Genomic DNA, 15,099 nt, shown 5'->3' with positions numbered 1-15,099 from the left:
CAGGAGACGGAGTTCCTCACCAAGGGCGGATACGCCGCCGAGGCCGAGGCCGCCACCATCGCCGCCGCGCTCAACCTACCCGCCCGCGAACGGCTCGCCCTCGCCCGCTGCCGCCTCAGCGCGGCCGAGTCCGCGCAGGCCGCCGCCGACCACGCGCTGGCCGGCGTACGCGAACTGGCGCGGCTTCAGGGCCGGTTCGCCGAGGCCCGGCAGCGGGCCGCGCGGCTGGAGGAGCGGGCCGCGGCCCATCGCGAGGACCGGGAGCGGATGGAGCGGGCGCGGAAGGCGGAGGCGGTGGCGCCGGCGCTGGAGCTGCGGGACGCGGCCGAGGCCGGGCACCGCCGGGCGGCCGCCGCCGAGGCACGGGCGCGTGCGCTGCTGCCGGAGACCTTCGCGGACGCGGGCGCGGCGGGGCTCGCGGCCGCCGCCCGCCGGACGGCCGAGGAACTGGGCGGTCTGCAGTCCGCGCGCCGGGCCGAGCGCAGACTCGCCGAGGTCGTCGAAGAGCGCGGCCGCCTGGACCGGCAGGACCGGGACGACGAGGACGTCCTGCGCGAGGCCGAGGGCTGGCTCGCCGACTGGGACGCCACCCGCGCGGGCCTGCAGGTCCGGATCGACTCCGCGCAGGAGGCCGCGACCCGCGCCGAACAACTCGCCGTACAGCGCGAACCCGCGCGCCGGCGGCTGGAGGCGGCCCGGCTGCGGGACGAGCTGGGCCGGGACGCGGACGCGGCGCGCCGCACGGCCCTCGCCGCCGGGACGCTGGCCCTCGAAGCACGGGCGCACTGGCTCGACCTCAAGGAACAGCGGCTGAACGGCATCGCCGCCGAACTGGCCGCCGGTCTGATCGACGGAGAGCCCTGCGCCGTCTGCGGCGCCACCGAACACCCGGCGCCGGCACGGAAGTTCGCCGGTCACGTCGACCGTGAGGCGGAGGAGCGGGCGCTGGCCGCCTACCAGCTGGCCGACGCACAGCGCGCCGACGACGAACGGCACCTGGGCCTCGTACGGGAGGCGCTGGCCGCCGCCACCGCCGAGGCGGGCGACACCCCCACCGCCCGGCTGGCCGACCAGGCCGACGAACTGGAGCAGGAGTACACGCGGGCCCGGCGGGCCGCCTCCGCCCTGCACGCGGCGCACGAGGAGCTGCGGCTGGCGGAGCAGGAGCGCGAGCGCCGCCTGACCGACCGGCAGCAGGCCAGGGTACGTGCTGTGGAACACCTCACCCGCCGCGAGGCCCTCGACCGCGAACGGGCCGTGCTGGAAGAGGAACTGGCCAAGGCCCGGGGCGGCGCCGGCAGCGTGGGCGCCCGGGCCGCCCAGCTGGAGCGCCGGGTCGCGCTGCTCACCGACGCCGCCGACACCGCGCGCGCCGCCGAGGACGCCGCCCAGCGCCTCAAGGACGCCGACGCCCGGCTCGCCGACGCCGCCTACCGCGCCGGTTTCGACACCCCGCAGGCCGCGGCCGCCGCGCTGCTCGACGACGCGGCCCACCGGGAACTGCAACACCGCCTGGACGCCCGGCAGTCCGAGGAGGCCGCCGTGCGCGCCGTGCTGGCGGAGCCCGACACGGTGGCCGCCGCCCAGCAGCCGCCCGCCGATCCCGCGGCGGCTCAGGAGGCCGCTCAGCGGGCGGCCCGGCGGCTGCGGGAGGCCGCCTCCGCGTGCGACGCCGCCGCCCGCTGCTGCGCCGAACTGGACCGGCTCTCCGCACGCGCGGCCGACGGCGTACGCCGCCTGGCGCCGCTGCGCGAGGAGTACGAGCGCGTGGCCCGCCTGGCCGCCCTCACCGCGGGGACCTCCGCCGACAACGAACGCCGGATGCGCCTGGAGTCGTACGTGCTCGCGGCCCGTCTGGAACAGGTCGCCGTCGCCGCCACCGTACGCCTGCAGCGGATGTCCTCGGGCCGCTACACGCTCGTCCACTCCGCCGACCGCAGCGGGCGCGGGCGCAGCGGGCTCGGCCTGCACGTCGTCGACGCCTGGACCGGTCGCGAGCGGGACACGGCGACGCTGTCCGGCGGCGAGACGTTCTTCGCCTCCCTCGCGCTCGCCCTCGGCCTCGCGGACGTCGTCACCGACGAGGCCGGCGGGGTGCGGCTGGACACGCTCTTCATCGACGAGGGCTTCGGCAGCCTCGACGACCAGACCCTCGACGAGGTCCTCGACGTCCTCGACTCGCTCCGGGAGCGGGACCGCAGCGTCGGCATCGTCAGCCACGTCGCCGACCTGCGCCGCCGGATCCACGCGCAGCTGGAGGTCGTCAAGGACCGGACGGGATCGGTGCTGCGGCAGCGGGGCGTGCGCTGAGGTCAGCGGCCGAGCGGACGCCTGGGCAGGGGCGAGGAGTACACGACGCTGGTGGTCACCGATCCCAGCGCGCCGATCCGGCCCGAGATCCCTTCCAGATGGGACATGGACCGCGCGGCGACCTTGATGACGAAGCAGTCGTCGCCCGTGACGTGGTGCGCCTCCAGGATCTCGGGCGTCGCGGCGACCAGGTCGTGGAACGGCTTGTAGTTGGCGTGGGGGTAGCGCAGTCGCACGAACGCCAGGATCGCCAGGCCGAGACGCTCGGGGTCGACGACGGCCGCGTACCCCTTGATGACGCCCGCCTCCTCCAGCCGGCGCACCCGCTCGGTGACCGCGCTCGGCGACATCGAGACGGCGCGGGCCAGCTCCGCGTAACTGGCGCGTCCGTCCCGCTGGAGGACCTCGAGAAGGCGCCAGTCGGTGGCGTCCGGGGAATACACGGTCATCCCGGATGGATAGCAGGGAAAACCCCGGCTGATCAAGGGACGGACCGTGGATCCTCACTTCAGGACGAGGACCGGCGGCCGTAGATTCCCGTCATGACCACCACCTCCGTGAACCCCGTCCTGCGTGTCGCCCCGGTCGCCCCGGCCGCGGCCGCCGCTCACTTCCGCGCCGCCCTCGCCTTCCACGCCGACGTCTCCGACGTGGCCGCCGCGCTCGCCGCCGGCGGCGACCCCGGTTTCGTCGTCCTCGACTCCCGCTCCACCGAGTCCTGGGACCAGGGCCACGTCCCCGGCGCCGTCCACCTGCCCACCGCGCTCGTCCCCGAGCGGGCCGGGCAACTCCTGGACAGGTCGGTGCCGGTGGTGACGTACTGCTGGGGCCCCGGCTGCAACGGCGCCACCCGCGCCGCCCTGGCGCTGGCCGAACTCGGCTACCAGGTCAAAGAGATGCTCGGCGGGTTCGAGTACTGGGTGCGCGAGGGCTTCGAGTTCGAGACCCGGCGGGGACGCGAGCGCCGTGCCGCGGACCCGCTGACCGCACCGGTTGCGGGGAACTGCGGCTGCTAGGTTCTGTGCCCATGGCGCGATACGCGGATCCGGGCGCGGTGGAGTGGGGGGAATCGGGCGGCGGCCCGCTGGTGGCGGTTCCGGAGGCGGTGCTGCCGTTCTGGGCGGGCGCCGACGGCGAGGACCTGGCCACGGACTACGACCGGGCGTGCGAGATCGACGGGTACGTCGGTCTGCTCCCGGTCGGCGACAGCGCGGCCCTGGTCCTCGGCGACGAACCGGCGTCCACCTCCTTCCTCCCCGGCCACGGCACCTTCGTCCGCTGGTGTGCCGCGGACTCCGAGGAGGAACTGCCGGCCGGTGTCCCCGCCGCCCTCGACGCGGCCGTCCGGGAGCACGAGGTCCTGTGGGACGTGCCCGGCCCGGTCCTCCTCCTCGACTCGGCCTGGCCGGGCGCGGGGACGGACCGGGCCGAACACCTGCGGGTCCCGCTGGAGGCCGGCCGGTACTCGGTCCGCGCCGCCTACGCCCGGCCGGGCCCCGAGACCTGGCTGGGGCTGGGGCTGGTGCAGCTGCGGCGGCCGGCGACGTGAGCTGAACGGCGCCCGCGCCGCCGCGGCCGTACGCGGGTCAGAGCCGGGACAGTTCGTCCACCAGGTCGTCGAGACCCAGTGAGCCCTGGGAGAGGGCGGCCATGTGCCAGGCCTTGAGGTCGAAGGCGTCGCCGTGCCGCGCGCGGGCGTTGGCGCGGCCCCGCAGCCAGGCCCGTTCGCCCAGCTTGTAGCCGATCGCCTGGCCGGGGATGGTCAGGTAGCGGGTCAGCTCGCTCTCCACGAAGTCCGCCGGCCGGCTGCTGTGCCGCAGGAAGAACTCCTGGGCCAGCTGGGGCGTCCACCGCTCACCGGGGTGGAACGGCGAGTCCGGCGGGATCTCCAGCCCCAGGTGCATGCCGATGTCCACGACGACCCGCGCGGCCCGCATCATCTGCGCGTCGAGGTAACCCAGCCGCTCCTCGGGACCGGAGAGGTAGCCGAGCTCGTCCATCAGCCGCTCCGCGTACAGCGCCCAGCCCTCCGCGTTGGCGCTGACCATGCCGACGGAGGCCTGGTAGCGGGAGAGGTCCTCGGCCACGTGCGCCCACTGCGCGAGCTGGAGGTGGTGGCCCGGGACGCCCTCGTGGTACCAGGTCGAGACCAGGTCGTAGACCGGGAACCGGGTCTGGCCCATCGTCGGCAGCCAGGTCCGGCCGGGGCGCGTGAAGTCCTGGGACGGGGCCGTGTAGTACGGGGCCGCCGCACTGCCGGGCGGCGCGATGCACGTCTCCACCTTCCGCACCCGTTCGGCGAGGTCGAAGTGGGTGCCGTCCAGTTCCCCGATCGCGCGGTCCATCAGGCCCTGCAGCCAGTCGCGGACCTCGTCGACGCCCTCGACGTGCCGGCCGTGCTCGTCGAGGTGCGCCAGCGCCACCCAGGGCGTCCCGGCGCCGGGCAGGATCTTCTCGGCCTCCTGCCGCATCTCGCCGAGGATGCGGTGGAACTCGGCCCAGCCGTACGCGTACGCCTCGTCCAGGTCGAGGTCGGTGCCGTTGTAGTAGCGCGCCCAGCGGGCGTAGCGCTCGCGGCCCACCGTGTCCGGGGCGCTCTCGACGGCCGGCGCGTACACGTCCCGCATCCAGTCCCGCAGCTCGACCACGGCCGCCGTCGCCGTGCGGGCGGCCTCGTCCAGCTCCGTGCGCAGCGCTTCGGGGCCCGCCGCGGCGAAGTCCTCGTACCAGCCGCGGCCCTTGCCGTCCGTGTCCGACCACTCGGTGAGCTGCTCGACGAACGTGGCCGTGGGCCGCGGCGCCGCGTACAGCCCGCGCTCCAGGCCGAGCGCCAGGGACTCGCGGTACCCCGCCAGCGCGGCCGGCACCGCGCGCAGCCGCTGGGCGATCGCCGCCCAGTCCTCCTCGGTCTGCGCCGGCGTCACGGTGAACACGGTCCGCACCGCATGCACGGGCGTAGCCATGTTGCCGACCCTGCGCAGGCCCTCCCCGGCCTCGTGCACCGCGAGCCCGGCGGTGAGCCGCTCCCGCAGCAGCCGCCCGCAGCGGCGCTCCCGGTCGCTGTCCGCACCCGGCCGGGACTCGGCCTCGTCGAGCCTCGCCAGTGTGGCCCGCGCCAGCTCCGCCAGGGCCTCCTGGCCCGCCGGGGACAGGTCCGGCAGCCTGCTCGAACTCTCCCTGACGCCGAGGTAGGTACCGGTCACCGGGTCGAGGGCGATGAGCTCGTCGACATAGGCGTCGGCGACCTCGCGGGGCAGTGGGCTCTTCGTGTCAGACATGCCGCCCATCCTCGTACGGGCCGGTGCCGGCGTCACCCCGATTCCGCTGTCGGCGTGCCAGGGGGCAGCAGCGGTCCGCAGTCCCACTGCTGGAAGATCAACCGGGTCTCCACCCGCGCCACTTCGCGCCGGGCCGTGAACTCGTCGAGGACCAGCCGCTGCAGGTCCGCCATGTCCGCGACCGCGACGTGCACCAGATAGTCGTCCGGCCCCGTCAGGTGGAACACCGTCCGCGACTCCGGCAGCGCCCGGATCCGCTCCACGAACGGTCCCACCAGCTCCCGCCGGTGCGGCCTGACCTGTACCGACAGCAGTGCCTCGAGTCCGCGCCCGAGCTTCACCGGATCGAGCCGCAGCTGATGGCCGAGGATCACGCCCGAGCGGCGCAGCCTGGTCACCCGGTCCAGACAGGTCGAGGGCGCGACCCCGACCTGCGCGGCGAGATCGCGGTAGGTGGTCCGGGCGTCGTTCTGCAGCAGCCGCAGCAGATGCAGGTCCACCGGATCCAGTACGATGGATTCGGCCATGGCCCGAACGTAGCACGGAGTGTGCCCTCGGGGTGCCGTCCGGTGTTCACCCTTCCGCCCATGGACTCAGCGAGCATCCGTGCACACGACGACGCGCGCCCCGCGTCACGAGCGTTCGCCACCGAAGCCGTGCACGCCGGCCGTGACGACCTCGCCCGGCAGGGGCTGCACGCCCCGCCGATCGACCTGTCCACCACCTACCCGTCCTACGACAGCCGTGCCGAGGCCGCCCGCATCGACGCCTTCGCCACCGACGGCGCCGAGCCCGTCGGCCCCCCGGTCTACGGGCGGCTCGGCAACCCGACCGTGGCCCGGTTCGAGACCGCCCTGGCCCGGCTCGAGGGCACCGAGGCCGCGGTCGCCTTCGCCAGCGGCATGGCCGCGCTCAGTGCCGTCCTGCTCGCCCGCGGCGCCACGGGCCTGCGGCACGTCGTCGCCGTGCGCCCCCTCTACGGCTGCAGCGACCACCTGCTGACCGCCGGCCTGCTCGGCACGGAGGTGACCTGGACCGACCCGGCCGGGATCACCGACGCGCTGCGCCCCGACACCGGGCTGGTGATGGTCGAGTCACCGGCCAACCCCACCCTCGCCGAGCTCGACCTGCGCGCGATCGCCCACGCCTGCGGCAGTGTGCCGCTGCTGGCCGACAACACCTTCGCCACGCCCGTGCTCCAGCGTCCGGCCGAACAGGGTGCCCGGCTGGTGCTGCACAGCGCCACCAAGTACCTCGGCGGACACGGTGACGTGCTGGCGGGCGTGGTGGCCTGCGACGAGGAGTTCGCGCGCCGGCTGCGGCAGGTCCGGTTCGCCACCGGCGGCGTCCTGCACCCGCTGGCCGGCTACCTGCTGCTGAGGGGGCTGTCGACACTGCCCGTGCGGGTGCGGGCCGCGTCCGCGAACGCCGCCGAGCTGGTCCGCCGCCTCACGGCCGATCCGCGGGTGGCCCGGGTCCGCTACCCGCGGCTGGGCGGCGCGATGATCGCGTTCGAGGTGCACGGCGACCCGCACGAGGTCATCGCCCGGGTACGGCTGATCACGCCCGCCGTGAGCCTGGGCAGCGTCGACACCCTCATCCAGCACCCGGCGTCCATCAGCCACCGCATCGTCGACGCCGGGGACCGGCGGGGCGCGGGTGTCGGCGACCGGCTGCTGCGGCTGTCGGTGGGCCTGGAGGACGTCGAGGACCTGTGGGCGGACCTGGACCGGGCCCTGGGAGAACGGACGGGCGACCGGGCTCCCGCGGGGCACCGGCAGGCGGTGGGCTGAACCGCGCGCCGCCGCACGGCCCGGCGGTACGGGCCGTGCGGCACACCGGGCGGCCGGGCGTCAGCTCCGGCCGGTGAGCCCGCTGGACGGCCGCGGTGCGGCCTCGGCCTCGTCCTCGTACGGCAGGCGTGAGACGACCGGGGTGGCGTCCAGCCTGGCGGTGATGACGAGCGTGCCCTCCTCGATCTGGTAGTCGAGCGGGAGGCCCAGTGCGCGCATCGCGGCCACCATGCCGGTGTTGGAGGCCTGCGTCACCGCGTACACACTCGCGCAGCCCGCCTCGACCGCCATCGCCACCAGCCGCCCCAGCAGTTCACCGCCGATGCCGCGCCGCTGCCACTCGTCCTCGACGAGCAGCGCGACCTCGGTCTCGTCGCCGTCCCACAGCAGGTGGCCGAGGCCGACCACACGGCCGGACGCGGTCTGCACGGCCAGGGTCCGCCCGAAGCGGGGACTGAGCAGGTGGTTGAGATAGCGGTCGGCGTCACCGACCGGACCGTGGTACCGCATGCCGAGGGTCCGGGCCGAGCAGCGCTCGTGCATCGCCTTCGCCGCCTTCAGGTCGCGGGTGTCGGCCCGGCGCACGGTGATGGCGTTGCCCTCGGGCAGCGTCAGCACGTCCTCGCCGCGCGGGATCCGCGGACCGAGCCGGGCGTCCAGCTCCACCAGCGCCCGTGCCCGCGCGAACTCCGTCGGGGTGAACGGCAGGTACGGCCGCTCCACGGTGATCACTCCGCCTTCCGGCGCCCGCAACCGCATCACGGTCTCCTCGAGCACCCCCTCGACCGGTGCGGCCTGCGGGCCGCGCGCTGCGCCGACCGGGGTGGCGGGCAGCGAGCGGATGGTGCACCGACCCAGCAACTGCCTGAGCGCCAGCGGCAGTTCCGCCGCGTCCAGCGCGGTGCGGGCCGCGAGGCCGAGTACCCGGGTCGGCGCGTCCACCAGGTCGTGCGCGTCCGCCCGCTCGATCCAGGTGCTCATGCCCCCGGCCAGCGCGACCGCCCGGCCGAGCTCCGCCGCCACGAGCTCGCCGGGGGCCCGCAGCAGGAACTCGTCCACCGTGCCCTCGGCCAGCGGATGGGTCTGCAGGCTCAGGATGTCGACCCGCTGTCCGGCCAGCGCGGTGCACAGCCGGGCCAGCGACCCCGGTTCGTCCTTCACCGTCGTCCGCATCCGCCACAGCGTGCTCGCCCCGGGCGAGGCCGCGGGCTCGGCGGACGGCCCGGCCTGCCGCACCTGTGCGGACGGCCGGGCACCGGTATCACCGGCCGGCGGTGCGTGCCCGTGGTGCCGTGCCCACCAGGTGTGGAACCCCGCGGTCGCGGCCAGCGCGACCGCCGAGATCACCAGCAGCGCCGGGCCGTCCGGTCCGTGCCCGACCAGGTTGGCCGCCACGTCCGCCACCGCCACGGCCGTGAACAGGGCGGCGAGTTCGACGAGGTCCCGCCGCCAGTGGTGCACCGGACGTCCGTCCTTCGCACGCGTCACATCGGACATGTCTCGAGTCATGCGGCCACTGTGAAGGAACGGTGTTGCCTGATCACGAACGCATTGTGACCGATGGGTAAAGCATGCTCCGTCCGTTTTGTTGGTCTTTATACCACTTCGGATCGGCGTGTCGTCCCCCGGTGTGCCGCGCACCGGGGGATGACTCCGGTGCGCGGCACAGGACCAGAGCGTACGGGAGTTACTGGCCGACCCGGCCCGGCCGCAGCATCTGGGTGAAGAGCACGGTGCCGTCCTGCTCGCGCAGCCGGACCGTCAACTCCCCGCTGTCACCGTCGATGTCGACCTCTCCGAAGAACTGGTAGCCCTCGGCCGGCGACACGTTCGACGCGGTCGGCGCCTTGACGAACACCCGGTCGGGACCGAACGTGCCGTCGAGCGCGCCGGCCGGGAAGGCGCCGGCGTTGAGCGGGCCGGAGACGAACTCCCAGAACGGTTCGAAGTCCTTGAACGCGGCCCGCGACGGGTCGTAGTGCTGGGCCGAGGTGTGGTGGACGTCGGCGGTCAGCCACAGCGTGCCGGTGATCCGCCGGTGCTTGACGAACCGCAGCAGCTCGGCGATCTGCAGCTCGCGGCCGAGCGGCGCCCCCGGGTCGCCCTGCGCGACGGCCTCGAAGTTCGCCCTGCCCTCGACCCCGTCGGGCACGACCAGGCCGAGCGGCATGTCCGCCGCGATGACCTTCCACACCGCGCGCGACCGGCCGAGTTCGCGCTTGAGCCACTCCAGCTGCTCACGGCCGAGGATGCCCTGCGGGTTCGAGGTCTGGTCGTCGGGCGAGTTGGCGTCGCGGTACGTGCGCATGTCGAGCACGAACACGTCCAGCAGCGGACCGTGGTGGTGGACGCGGTAGATCCGGCCGTCCGGGCGCCCGCTGACCGTGGAGATGGGGAAGTACTCGGAGAAGGCCTGCCGCGAGCGCAGCGCCAGGTCGTCGAGCTCCGTGCCGGCCGGGTAGGGGGTGCCGGTGCCGATGACCTCGCCCGGGTACCAGTTATTGCGGACCTCGTGGTCGTCCCACTGGATGACATTGGGCACCTGCGCGTTGAACCGGCGCAGCGCCGCGTCCAGCAGGTTGTAGCGGAAGTTGCCCCGGAAGTCGGCCAGCGTGACGGCGACGTGCGACTTCTCCTCGGTCGTCACATTGCGGTACGCGCTGCCGTCGGGCAGGGCCTGGGCCGACGGGATCACGCCGTCGGCGTAGATGTTGTCGCCGCTGCACAGGAAGAAGTCCGGGTCCAGCTTCGCCATGGCGTCGAAGATCCGGTAGCCGCCGATCGACTCGTTGATGCCCCAGCCCTGTCCGGCCAGGTCCCCGGACCAGACGAAGCGCACGCCCTGGCGCCGCCGGGCGGGGGCGGTGCGGAAGGTGCCGGTGACCGGCGCGCCGGTGCGCCGCGGGTCGTCCGGGTCGGCGAGCAGCACGCGGTAGTGGATCTGCTCGCCGGACGGCAGCCCGCGCAGCCGGGTGGTGCCGGTGAAGTCGCTGCCGGCGCCGAGCAGCGGGCCGTGCCATCGGCGGGGGTCGCGGAAGGACTCGGTGGCCGACGTCTCGACGATCATGCGGGCCGGCCGGTCCGAGCGCACCCACACCAGCCCGGAGTCGGAGGTGACGTCGCCCGCCTGCACGCCCCAGTCCGCCTCGGGCCGCCCGGACCGGGCGAAGGCCGGTGCGGCGCCGACGGCGGTGGGCAGGGTCAGGGCCGCCGACGCGGCGAGGGAGCCGCGCAGGACGCTGCGGCGGCCGGGGAAGGGGCGGTGGGACATGGAGGGGCCTCCAGAGAGGGGATCCGGCCAGTGTGCACAGCCACACCTACTGGTGCGCCGCGGCGTGCGCGGAAACCGCGAGTGAACAACCGGCCGCGAGCGGCGGAGAAAGGGCGCCCGTCTCCACCACCCGTCCGCGCGTGCTGTCGTGACCCCGTTTCCGCGGCCGTCAGCCGGCGAGGGCCTCGGCCATCAGCCGCACGCCCTCGCGGATCCGCGCCGGGGACAGATGGGCGTACCCGAGGACCAGGCGCACCCCGCGGCCGGCGGCGGGCGCGTGCGTGCGGGCGCTCAGCGGGCGCACCGCGACACCGGCCGCGGCGAGCCGCCCGGTGCACAGCTCCTCGGGCCCGTACCGTCCGGGCAGTTCGGCGATGGCGTGCAGGCCCGCGGCGATCCCAGAGACCCGTGCGTCCGGGACGTGCTCCGCCAGCGCGGCGACCAGGGCGTCGCGCCGCTCGCGGTAGGCGCGCTGGCAGCGGCGCAGCTGGCGGTCGTAGTCACCGCGTTCCAGGAACCGGGCGAACAGCGCCTGGTCGAGGACGGGGTGGCCCAGGTCCATGGTCCGTTTGCGTTCCACCAGGTCGCCCGCCAGCCACGGGGGCACCAGCAGCCAGCCCAGCCGCAGTCCGGGAGCGAGGGACTTGCTGGCCGATCCGGTGTAGGCCACCCGGTCGGGGTCGAGTCCCTGGAGGGCGCCCACGGGAGCCCGGTCGTAACGGAAGTCGCCGTCGTAGTCGTCCTCCAGGACGACACCGTCCACGGACCGCGCCCAGTCGAGCAGTTCGGCCCGGCGCCGGGCGGAGTAGGCGATTCCGGTGGGGAACTGGTGGGCGGGCGTGGTCGTCACGGCCCGTACGCCCGAGGCGCCCAGCGGACCGACCGCGAGACCCTCGGCGTCCAGGGGCAGCGGCACGGTGTCCAGGCCGGCCGAGGCGTACAGGGCGTCGTGCTGCGGGCTGCCGGGGTCCTCCACGCCGACCGAGCGCATCCCGCGCGCGTGGAGCGTGGCACCGAGCAGGGCGGTGGCCTGGGCGACGCCGGAGACCACCACGATCCGCTCCGGGTGGGCGACCACGCCGCGGCGGCGGGCCAACAGCTCGGCGAGAGCCGTGCGCAGCCGGGGCAGCCCGCGCGGGTCGGGGTAGCCGAGGTCGCGGTGCGGCAGCTCGGCCAGGACGGCGCGCTGCGCGGCGGCCCAGGCGGCACGCGGGAACAACGACAGATCCGGCGTCCCGGGGACGAAGTCCACCCGCCCGTCCGGGAAGCGCGGCGCCAGGTCACGCGCGCGGGGCGCGGCGGCCCGCACGGCCTCGCCCACCCAGGTCCCGGCGCCCCTGCCGCTGCGCAGGTAACCCTCGGCGGCCAGCTGCTCGTACGCCTCCGTCACCAGCCCCCGCGACACCCCGAGGTCGGCCGCGAGGTCCCGGCTCGACGGCAGCCGCGTGCCCGCCGCCAGGCGGCCCGAGCGGATCGCCTCGCGCAGCGCAGCCTGGAGCGAGCGGCCACGCGCGCGTGCCGGTGCCGAGGCGGCCGGCAGCAGCAGCTCCCACGCGGCGGAGCCGACGAGCCCGCGCGGATTGGTCCCCGATGGCGTCATGGAACTGGACCTTAAACCGGACCGCGGGGTCTCCTAGCGTCGCCGTCATGAACGCCACCAGCACCCGCGGCGCCCTGCTCGCCGCGCTCGCCTGCGTCCTCGTCGGCTGCTCCTTCACCGCCAACAGCGTCCTCGGCGACTATCCCTGTGCGGGCGGCCAGTTCCTCCGCTACGCCCTGGCCTGCGTGCTGCTCCTCCCGCTCGCCGGCCGGACCGGACGCGCCCCGCTGCGCGCGCTCGCGCCCCGCCGGTGGGCCCGCCTCGCGCTCCTGTCGGCGGTCGGCATGGTCGGGTTCAACCTCGCCGTCATCGCCGCCGAACGCACCGCGGAACCGGCAGTTCCGGGGGTCTTCGTGGGCTGCGCGCCCGTGGTGGTGGCGGTCCTCGTGCCGGTCCTCGACGGGCGCCGTCCCCGGCGAGCCGTGCTGCACGGCGCGTTGCTCGTCGCCGGCGGCGCGTTCACGGTCCAGGGGTGGGGGCGTACCGACGGCGCCGGGATCGCGTTCTCCGTCTGCGCCCTGGCCGGCGAGGTGGGTTTCGCCGTGCTCGCCGTGCCCGTCCTGCGGCCGCTCGGACCGCGGCTGCTGTCCGCCACGGTGTGCGGCGTGGCGGCCGTCGAGTCGGCCGTGGCCGGGCTCGTCCTCGACGGCGGCGGCTGGCTGCGCCGCCCCGACGGCACGGAGGCCGCCGCGCTGCTGTGGCAGGCGGCGGTCGTCACGGTCGTGGGCTTCGTGTGCTGGTACATGGGCATGCAACGGATCGGCGCGGAGCGGGCCACGCTGTTCTCCGGGCTCATCCCGGTGGCCGCGGCCTGCACCGCGCCGCTCGTCGGCGCGGGCTCCTACGGGTTCGCCCAGGCCGCGGGCAGCGCCCTCGTGGGCGCCGGGGTCGCCCTGGGCTCCGGGGTGTTCGCCCGGTCCCCGCGCCGGTCAGCGGCTGCCGTCCAGGATGACGCGCGCGACCAGCGCCGGGTCGTCGTTCATCGGGACATGGCCGCAGCCGGGCAGCCGCACCAGCCGCGCCCGGGGGATGATGCCCTTGGCCCGGACGCCCTGGCGGGGCACCAGCAGCCGGTCGCTGGAGCCCCAGGCCACGGTGACGGGAAGGCCGGGGAGGTCGTCGGTGAACCGGACCGCTGTTCCGGCCCGCAGGGTGTCGTCGAACCCGGTGGCGTTCGCCAGCGCCAGCGTCTCGGCGACCACGGCGTCGGGTGAACGGCGGGCGGGACGGGCGTAGATCGTGCTGGTCAGCGCCGCCCGGCCGACCGCCGTGCGGGCCGCCCGCTCGACCAGCGGCAGCGGGAGCCGCCGGGAGATCCGACGCATCGCCGCCAGGACGCCGAAGGCCCAGCGCCGCTCGGCCGCGGACCAGAAACCGGCGGGGGACAGGGCCGTGACGGACCGTACGGCCTTCTCGCGGCCGAGTTCCAGGGCGATCAGGCCGCCGAGGGAGTTGCCCGCGACATGCGGACGCTCCAGTTCCAGCGCCTCGCAGAACGCGCGGAACACGGCGGTCGTCGTGGGCAGGTCGTACGCCAGGCCCTCCGGCAGGCCGGGGGACGCGCCGAATCCGGGCAGATCCACCGCGATCACCTCGCGCTCGGTCGCGAGAATGTCGACCACCGGGTCCCAGGCCTGCCGGTGGTGGCCGATGCCGTGCAGCAGGAGCAGCGGCTCGCCGTCGCCCACGCGCGTGTAGGAGACGGTCACGGTCCGCGGGCCGTGCGGTGAGGGGACCGGGAAGGAGACGGTGGCGGACATGGTGCTGCTCCTCGTCTGGACTCGCTGGACGCCGTGGGTAGACAGCTTGTCAGCAATCGCTACCGACGGGTAGCCCCCAAGCGCGGGATCCGGCGGCCGCAGTCCGGCGCAGCGCGCCGCGCGGCGGGCACCTCGGCGTTCCCCGTGCCGGTCGGGATTGGTCTTGACCAAGGGTGGGGGCCGTCTTATGGTCGCAGACAAGTGCAACAACCTTTAATAAACAAGGGCGCTAAAACGCCGCGGGCCACGGCGATTGCGGAGGACAGGGTGGGGACCACGCAGCTGGAACCGGTGCCGGAACCGAAGTACTGGCACCTCAAGACCGTGCTCAGCGAGGCACTGGACTCCGAGTTCACCGTGGGCGAGATCCTGCCGAACGAGCGCGACCTCGCCGCCCGGTTCGGCGTCGCCCGGGCCACGCTCCGCCAGGCCCTCGAACAGCTCGAGCTGGAAGGCAGGCTCCAGCGCCGCCGCGGCGTCGGCACGACCGTGGCACCGCCGCGCGTGGGCGTGGCCGTGGGCACCGAGCAGGAGGCCTGGCCGGGCGCACCCGGCGACGCCTGGCAGCCCGTCGACTGCGCGGAGGCCGAGCCGCCCGCCGCCGTCGTCGACGCCCTGCGGACCGGCCCCGGCGAGGCCGTGCACATCGTGCGCCGCTCCCGTGTGTCGCACGGCCAGCCGGTCGCCGCCGAACTGCTCTACGTCCCGGCGTCCTCGGTCCCCGGCCTGTCCGGGATCGACGCGCCCTCCGGAGCCGCACGCGCGCGTGCCGTACTGCGCGAACTCCAGCACCTGGAGCTGGACGGCCAGGACCGCGCCGTGGAACTCGGCTCGGCCCGCGCGGAGGACGCCAGGGAACTGGACCGGCTCCCCGGCGCCCCGGTCCTCGTCGTCACCACCCGCTTCGTCGCCCGGGGCCGTACCGCGGCGCTCTCCGTCGCCACCTACCGCGCGGACACCTGCCGGCTGACCTTCGCCGACTCCGGCGGGCTGGAGATGGACCACGGCCCCGAGCGCCAGGCCTCCTAGACCCGTCTCCCGGGCGGGCGAGCGCCGGGCCCGGCAGCGGACCGCGCACCACCGCACC

The 15,099-nt window shown here is 75.1% G+C and carries 12 protein-coding genes and 1 pseudogene; 6 read left to right on the top strand and 7 right to left on the bottom strand.

Going from position 1 to position 15,099, the window contains the following annotated elements; all coding sequences use genetic code 11:
• The coding region (locus ABZX30_RS28950) for an SbcC/MukB-like Walker B domain-containing protein (protein WP_355938520.1) at positions 1 to 2,310 on the top strand (2,310 nt) is incomplete at its 5' end.
• Positions 2,311 to 2,312: 2 nt separating this feature from the next.
• Here ABZX30_RS28950 and ABZX30_RS28945 read toward each other — a convergent pair.
• Positions 2,313 to 2,759 carry an Lrp/AsnC family transcriptional regulator gene (locus ABZX30_RS28945; protein WP_355938518.1) on the bottom strand — a complete coding sequence of 149 codons (447 nt, stop codon included), beginning with the start codon at positions 2,757 to 2,759 and terminating at the stop codon, positions 2,313 to 2,315.
• 93 nt (positions 2,760 to 2,852) lie between these two features.
• On the opposite strand from ABZX30_RS28945, the gene ABZX30_RS28940 reads away from it, so the two are divergent.
• Together ABZX30_RS28940 and ABZX30_RS28935 are read left to right on the top strand one after the other, a co-directional pair.
• Positions 2,853 to 3,326 carry a rhodanese-like domain-containing protein gene (locus ABZX30_RS28940; protein WP_355938516.1) on the top strand — a complete coding sequence of 158 codons (474 nt, stop codon included), beginning with the start codon at positions 2,853 to 2,855 and terminating at the stop codon, positions 3,324 to 3,326.
• 11 nt (positions 3,327 to 3,337) lie between these two features.
• On the top strand, positions 3,338 to 3,859 hold the full coding sequence (locus tag ABZX30_RS28935) for an immunity 21 family protein (protein WP_355938514.1): 522 nt from the start codon (positions 3,338 to 3,340) through the stop codon (positions 3,857 to 3,859).
• Between the two features lie 37 nt (positions 3,860 to 3,896).
• On the opposite strand, the gene ABZX30_RS28930 is transcribed toward ABZX30_RS28935, so the two are convergent.
• Entirely contained in the window at positions 3,897 to 5,588 is a 1,692-nt protein-coding gene (locus ABZX30_RS28930) for a DUF885 domain-containing protein (protein ID WP_355938512.1), read from the bottom strand.
• Between the two features lie 32 nt (positions 5,589 to 5,620).
• Positions 5,621 to 6,115 (bottom strand): Lrp/AsnC family transcriptional regulator, encoded by a 495-nt coding sequence (locus ABZX30_RS28925; RefSeq protein ID WP_355938510.1) that lies wholly within the window; start codon positions 6,113 to 6,115, stop codon positions 5,621 to 5,623.
• Between the two features lie 60 nt (positions 6,116 to 6,175).
• Here ABZX30_RS28925 and ABZX30_RS28920 point away from each other — a divergent pair, with 60 nt between their 5' ends.
• Entirely contained in the window at positions 6,176 to 7,381 is a 1,206-nt protein-coding gene (locus ABZX30_RS28920) for a PLP-dependent transferase (protein ID WP_355938508.1), read from the top strand.
• 60 nt (positions 7,382 to 7,441) lie between these two features.
• Here the strand turns inward: ABZX30_RS28920 and ABZX30_RS28915 are convergent, their stop codons facing one another.
• The 3 genes from ABZX30_RS28915 to ABZX30_RS28905 all read right to left on the bottom strand — a co-directional run bounded on the left by ABZX30_RS28915 (position 7,442) and on the right by ABZX30_RS28905 (position 12,252).
• The gene (locus ABZX30_RS28915; RefSeq protein ID WP_355938506.1) at positions 7,442 to 8,890 is read right to left on the bottom strand and encodes a GNAT family N-acetyltransferase; all 1,449 of its coding nucleotides are present in this window, start codon (positions 8,888 to 8,890) and stop codon (positions 7,442 to 7,444) included.
• A gap of 178 nt (positions 8,891 to 9,068) precedes the next feature.
• Positions 9,069 to 10,652: an alkaline phosphatase D family protein gene (locus tag ABZX30_RS28910; RefSeq protein ID WP_355938504.1), complete on the bottom strand. Its 1,584-nt coding sequence runs from the start codon at positions 10,650 to 10,652 to the stop codon at positions 9,069 to 9,071.
• 169 nt (positions 10,653 to 10,821) lie between these two features.
• Complete coding sequence (locus ABZX30_RS28905) at positions 10,822 to 12,252, bottom strand: PLP-dependent aminotransferase family protein (RefSeq protein WP_355938503.1); 1,431 nt, start codon at positions 12,250 to 12,252, stop codon at positions 10,822 to 10,824.
• On the opposite strand from ABZX30_RS28905, the pseudogene ABZX30_RS28900 reads away from it, so the two are divergent.
• Positions 12,243 to 13,136, top strand: a pseudogene (locus ABZX30_RS28900) (DMT family transporter); the annotation flags it as partial. The gene ABZX30_RS28905 and the pseudogene ABZX30_RS28900 overlap by 10 nt on opposite strands.
• 45 nt (positions 13,137 to 13,181) lie before the next feature.
• Here the strand turns inward: ABZX30_RS28900 and ABZX30_RS28895 are convergent.
• Positions 13,182 to 14,012: an alpha/beta fold hydrolase gene (locus ABZX30_RS28895; protein WP_355938501.1), complete on the bottom strand. Its 831-nt coding sequence runs from the start codon at positions 14,010 to 14,012 to the stop codon at positions 13,182 to 13,184.
• Between the two features lie 267 nt (positions 14,013 to 14,279).
• Here ABZX30_RS28895 and ABZX30_RS28890 point away from each other — a divergent pair, with 267 nt between their 5' ends.
• Positions 14,280 to 15,041, top strand: coding sequence for a GntR family transcriptional regulator (locus ABZX30_RS28890; protein WP_355938500.1), 762 nt, complete (start codon positions 14,280 to 14,282; stop codon positions 15,039 to 15,041).
• Positions 15,042 to 15,099 lie beyond the last annotated feature (58 nt).

The sequence above is a fragment of the Streptomyces sp. NPDC004542 genome (assembly GCF_040610035.1).
Classification (GTDB): Bacteria; Actinomycetota; Actinomycetes; order Streptomycetales; family Streptomycetaceae; genus Streptomyces.
This window is presented reverse-complemented; position numbering and strand designations above follow the sequence as displayed.

What these genes read in the sequence shown, in the direction of transcription:
- ABZX30_RS28910 (WP_355938504.1), bottom strand. Translation starts at nt 10,652, where the DNA reads ATGTCCCACCGCCCCTTCCCCGGCCGCCGCAGCGTCCTGCGCGGCTCC.
- ABZX30_RS28930 (WP_355938512.1), bottom strand. Translation starts at nt 5,588, where the DNA reads ATGTCTGACACGAAGAGCCCACTGCCCCGCGAGGTCGCCGACGCCTAT.
- ABZX30_RS28915 (WP_355938506.1), bottom strand. Translation starts at nt 8,890, where the DNA reads ATGACTCGAGACATGTCCGATGTGACGCGTGCGAAGGACGGACGTCCG.
- ABZX30_RS28905 (WP_355938503.1), bottom strand. Translation starts at nt 12,252, where the DNA reads ATGACGCCATCGGGGACCAATCCGCGCGGGCTCGTCGGCTCCGCCGCG.
- ABZX30_RS28895 (WP_355938501.1), bottom strand. Translation starts at nt 14,012, where the DNA reads ATGTCCGCCACCGTCTCCTTCCCGGTCCCCTCACCGCACGGCCCGCGG.
- ABZX30_RS28935 (WP_355938514.1), top strand. Translation starts at nt 3,338, where the DNA reads ATGGCGCGATACGCGGATCCGGGCGCGGTGGAGTGGGGGGAATCGGGC.
- ABZX30_RS28920 (WP_355938508.1), top strand. Translation starts at nt 6,176, where the DNA reads ATGGACTCAGCGAGCATCCGTGCACACGACGACGCGCGCCCCGCGTCA.
- ABZX30_RS28945 (WP_355938518.1), bottom strand. Translation starts at nt 2,759, where the DNA reads ATGACCGTGTATTCCCCGGACGCCACCGACTGGCGCCTTCTCGAGGTC.
- ABZX30_RS28925 (WP_355938510.1), bottom strand. Translation starts at nt 6,115, where the DNA reads ATGGCCGAATCCATCGTACTGGATCCGGTGGACCTGCATCTGCTGCGG.
- ABZX30_RS28940 (WP_355938516.1), top strand. Translation starts at nt 2,853, where the DNA reads ATGACCACCACCTCCGTGAACCCCGTCCTGCGTGTCGCCCCGGTCGCC.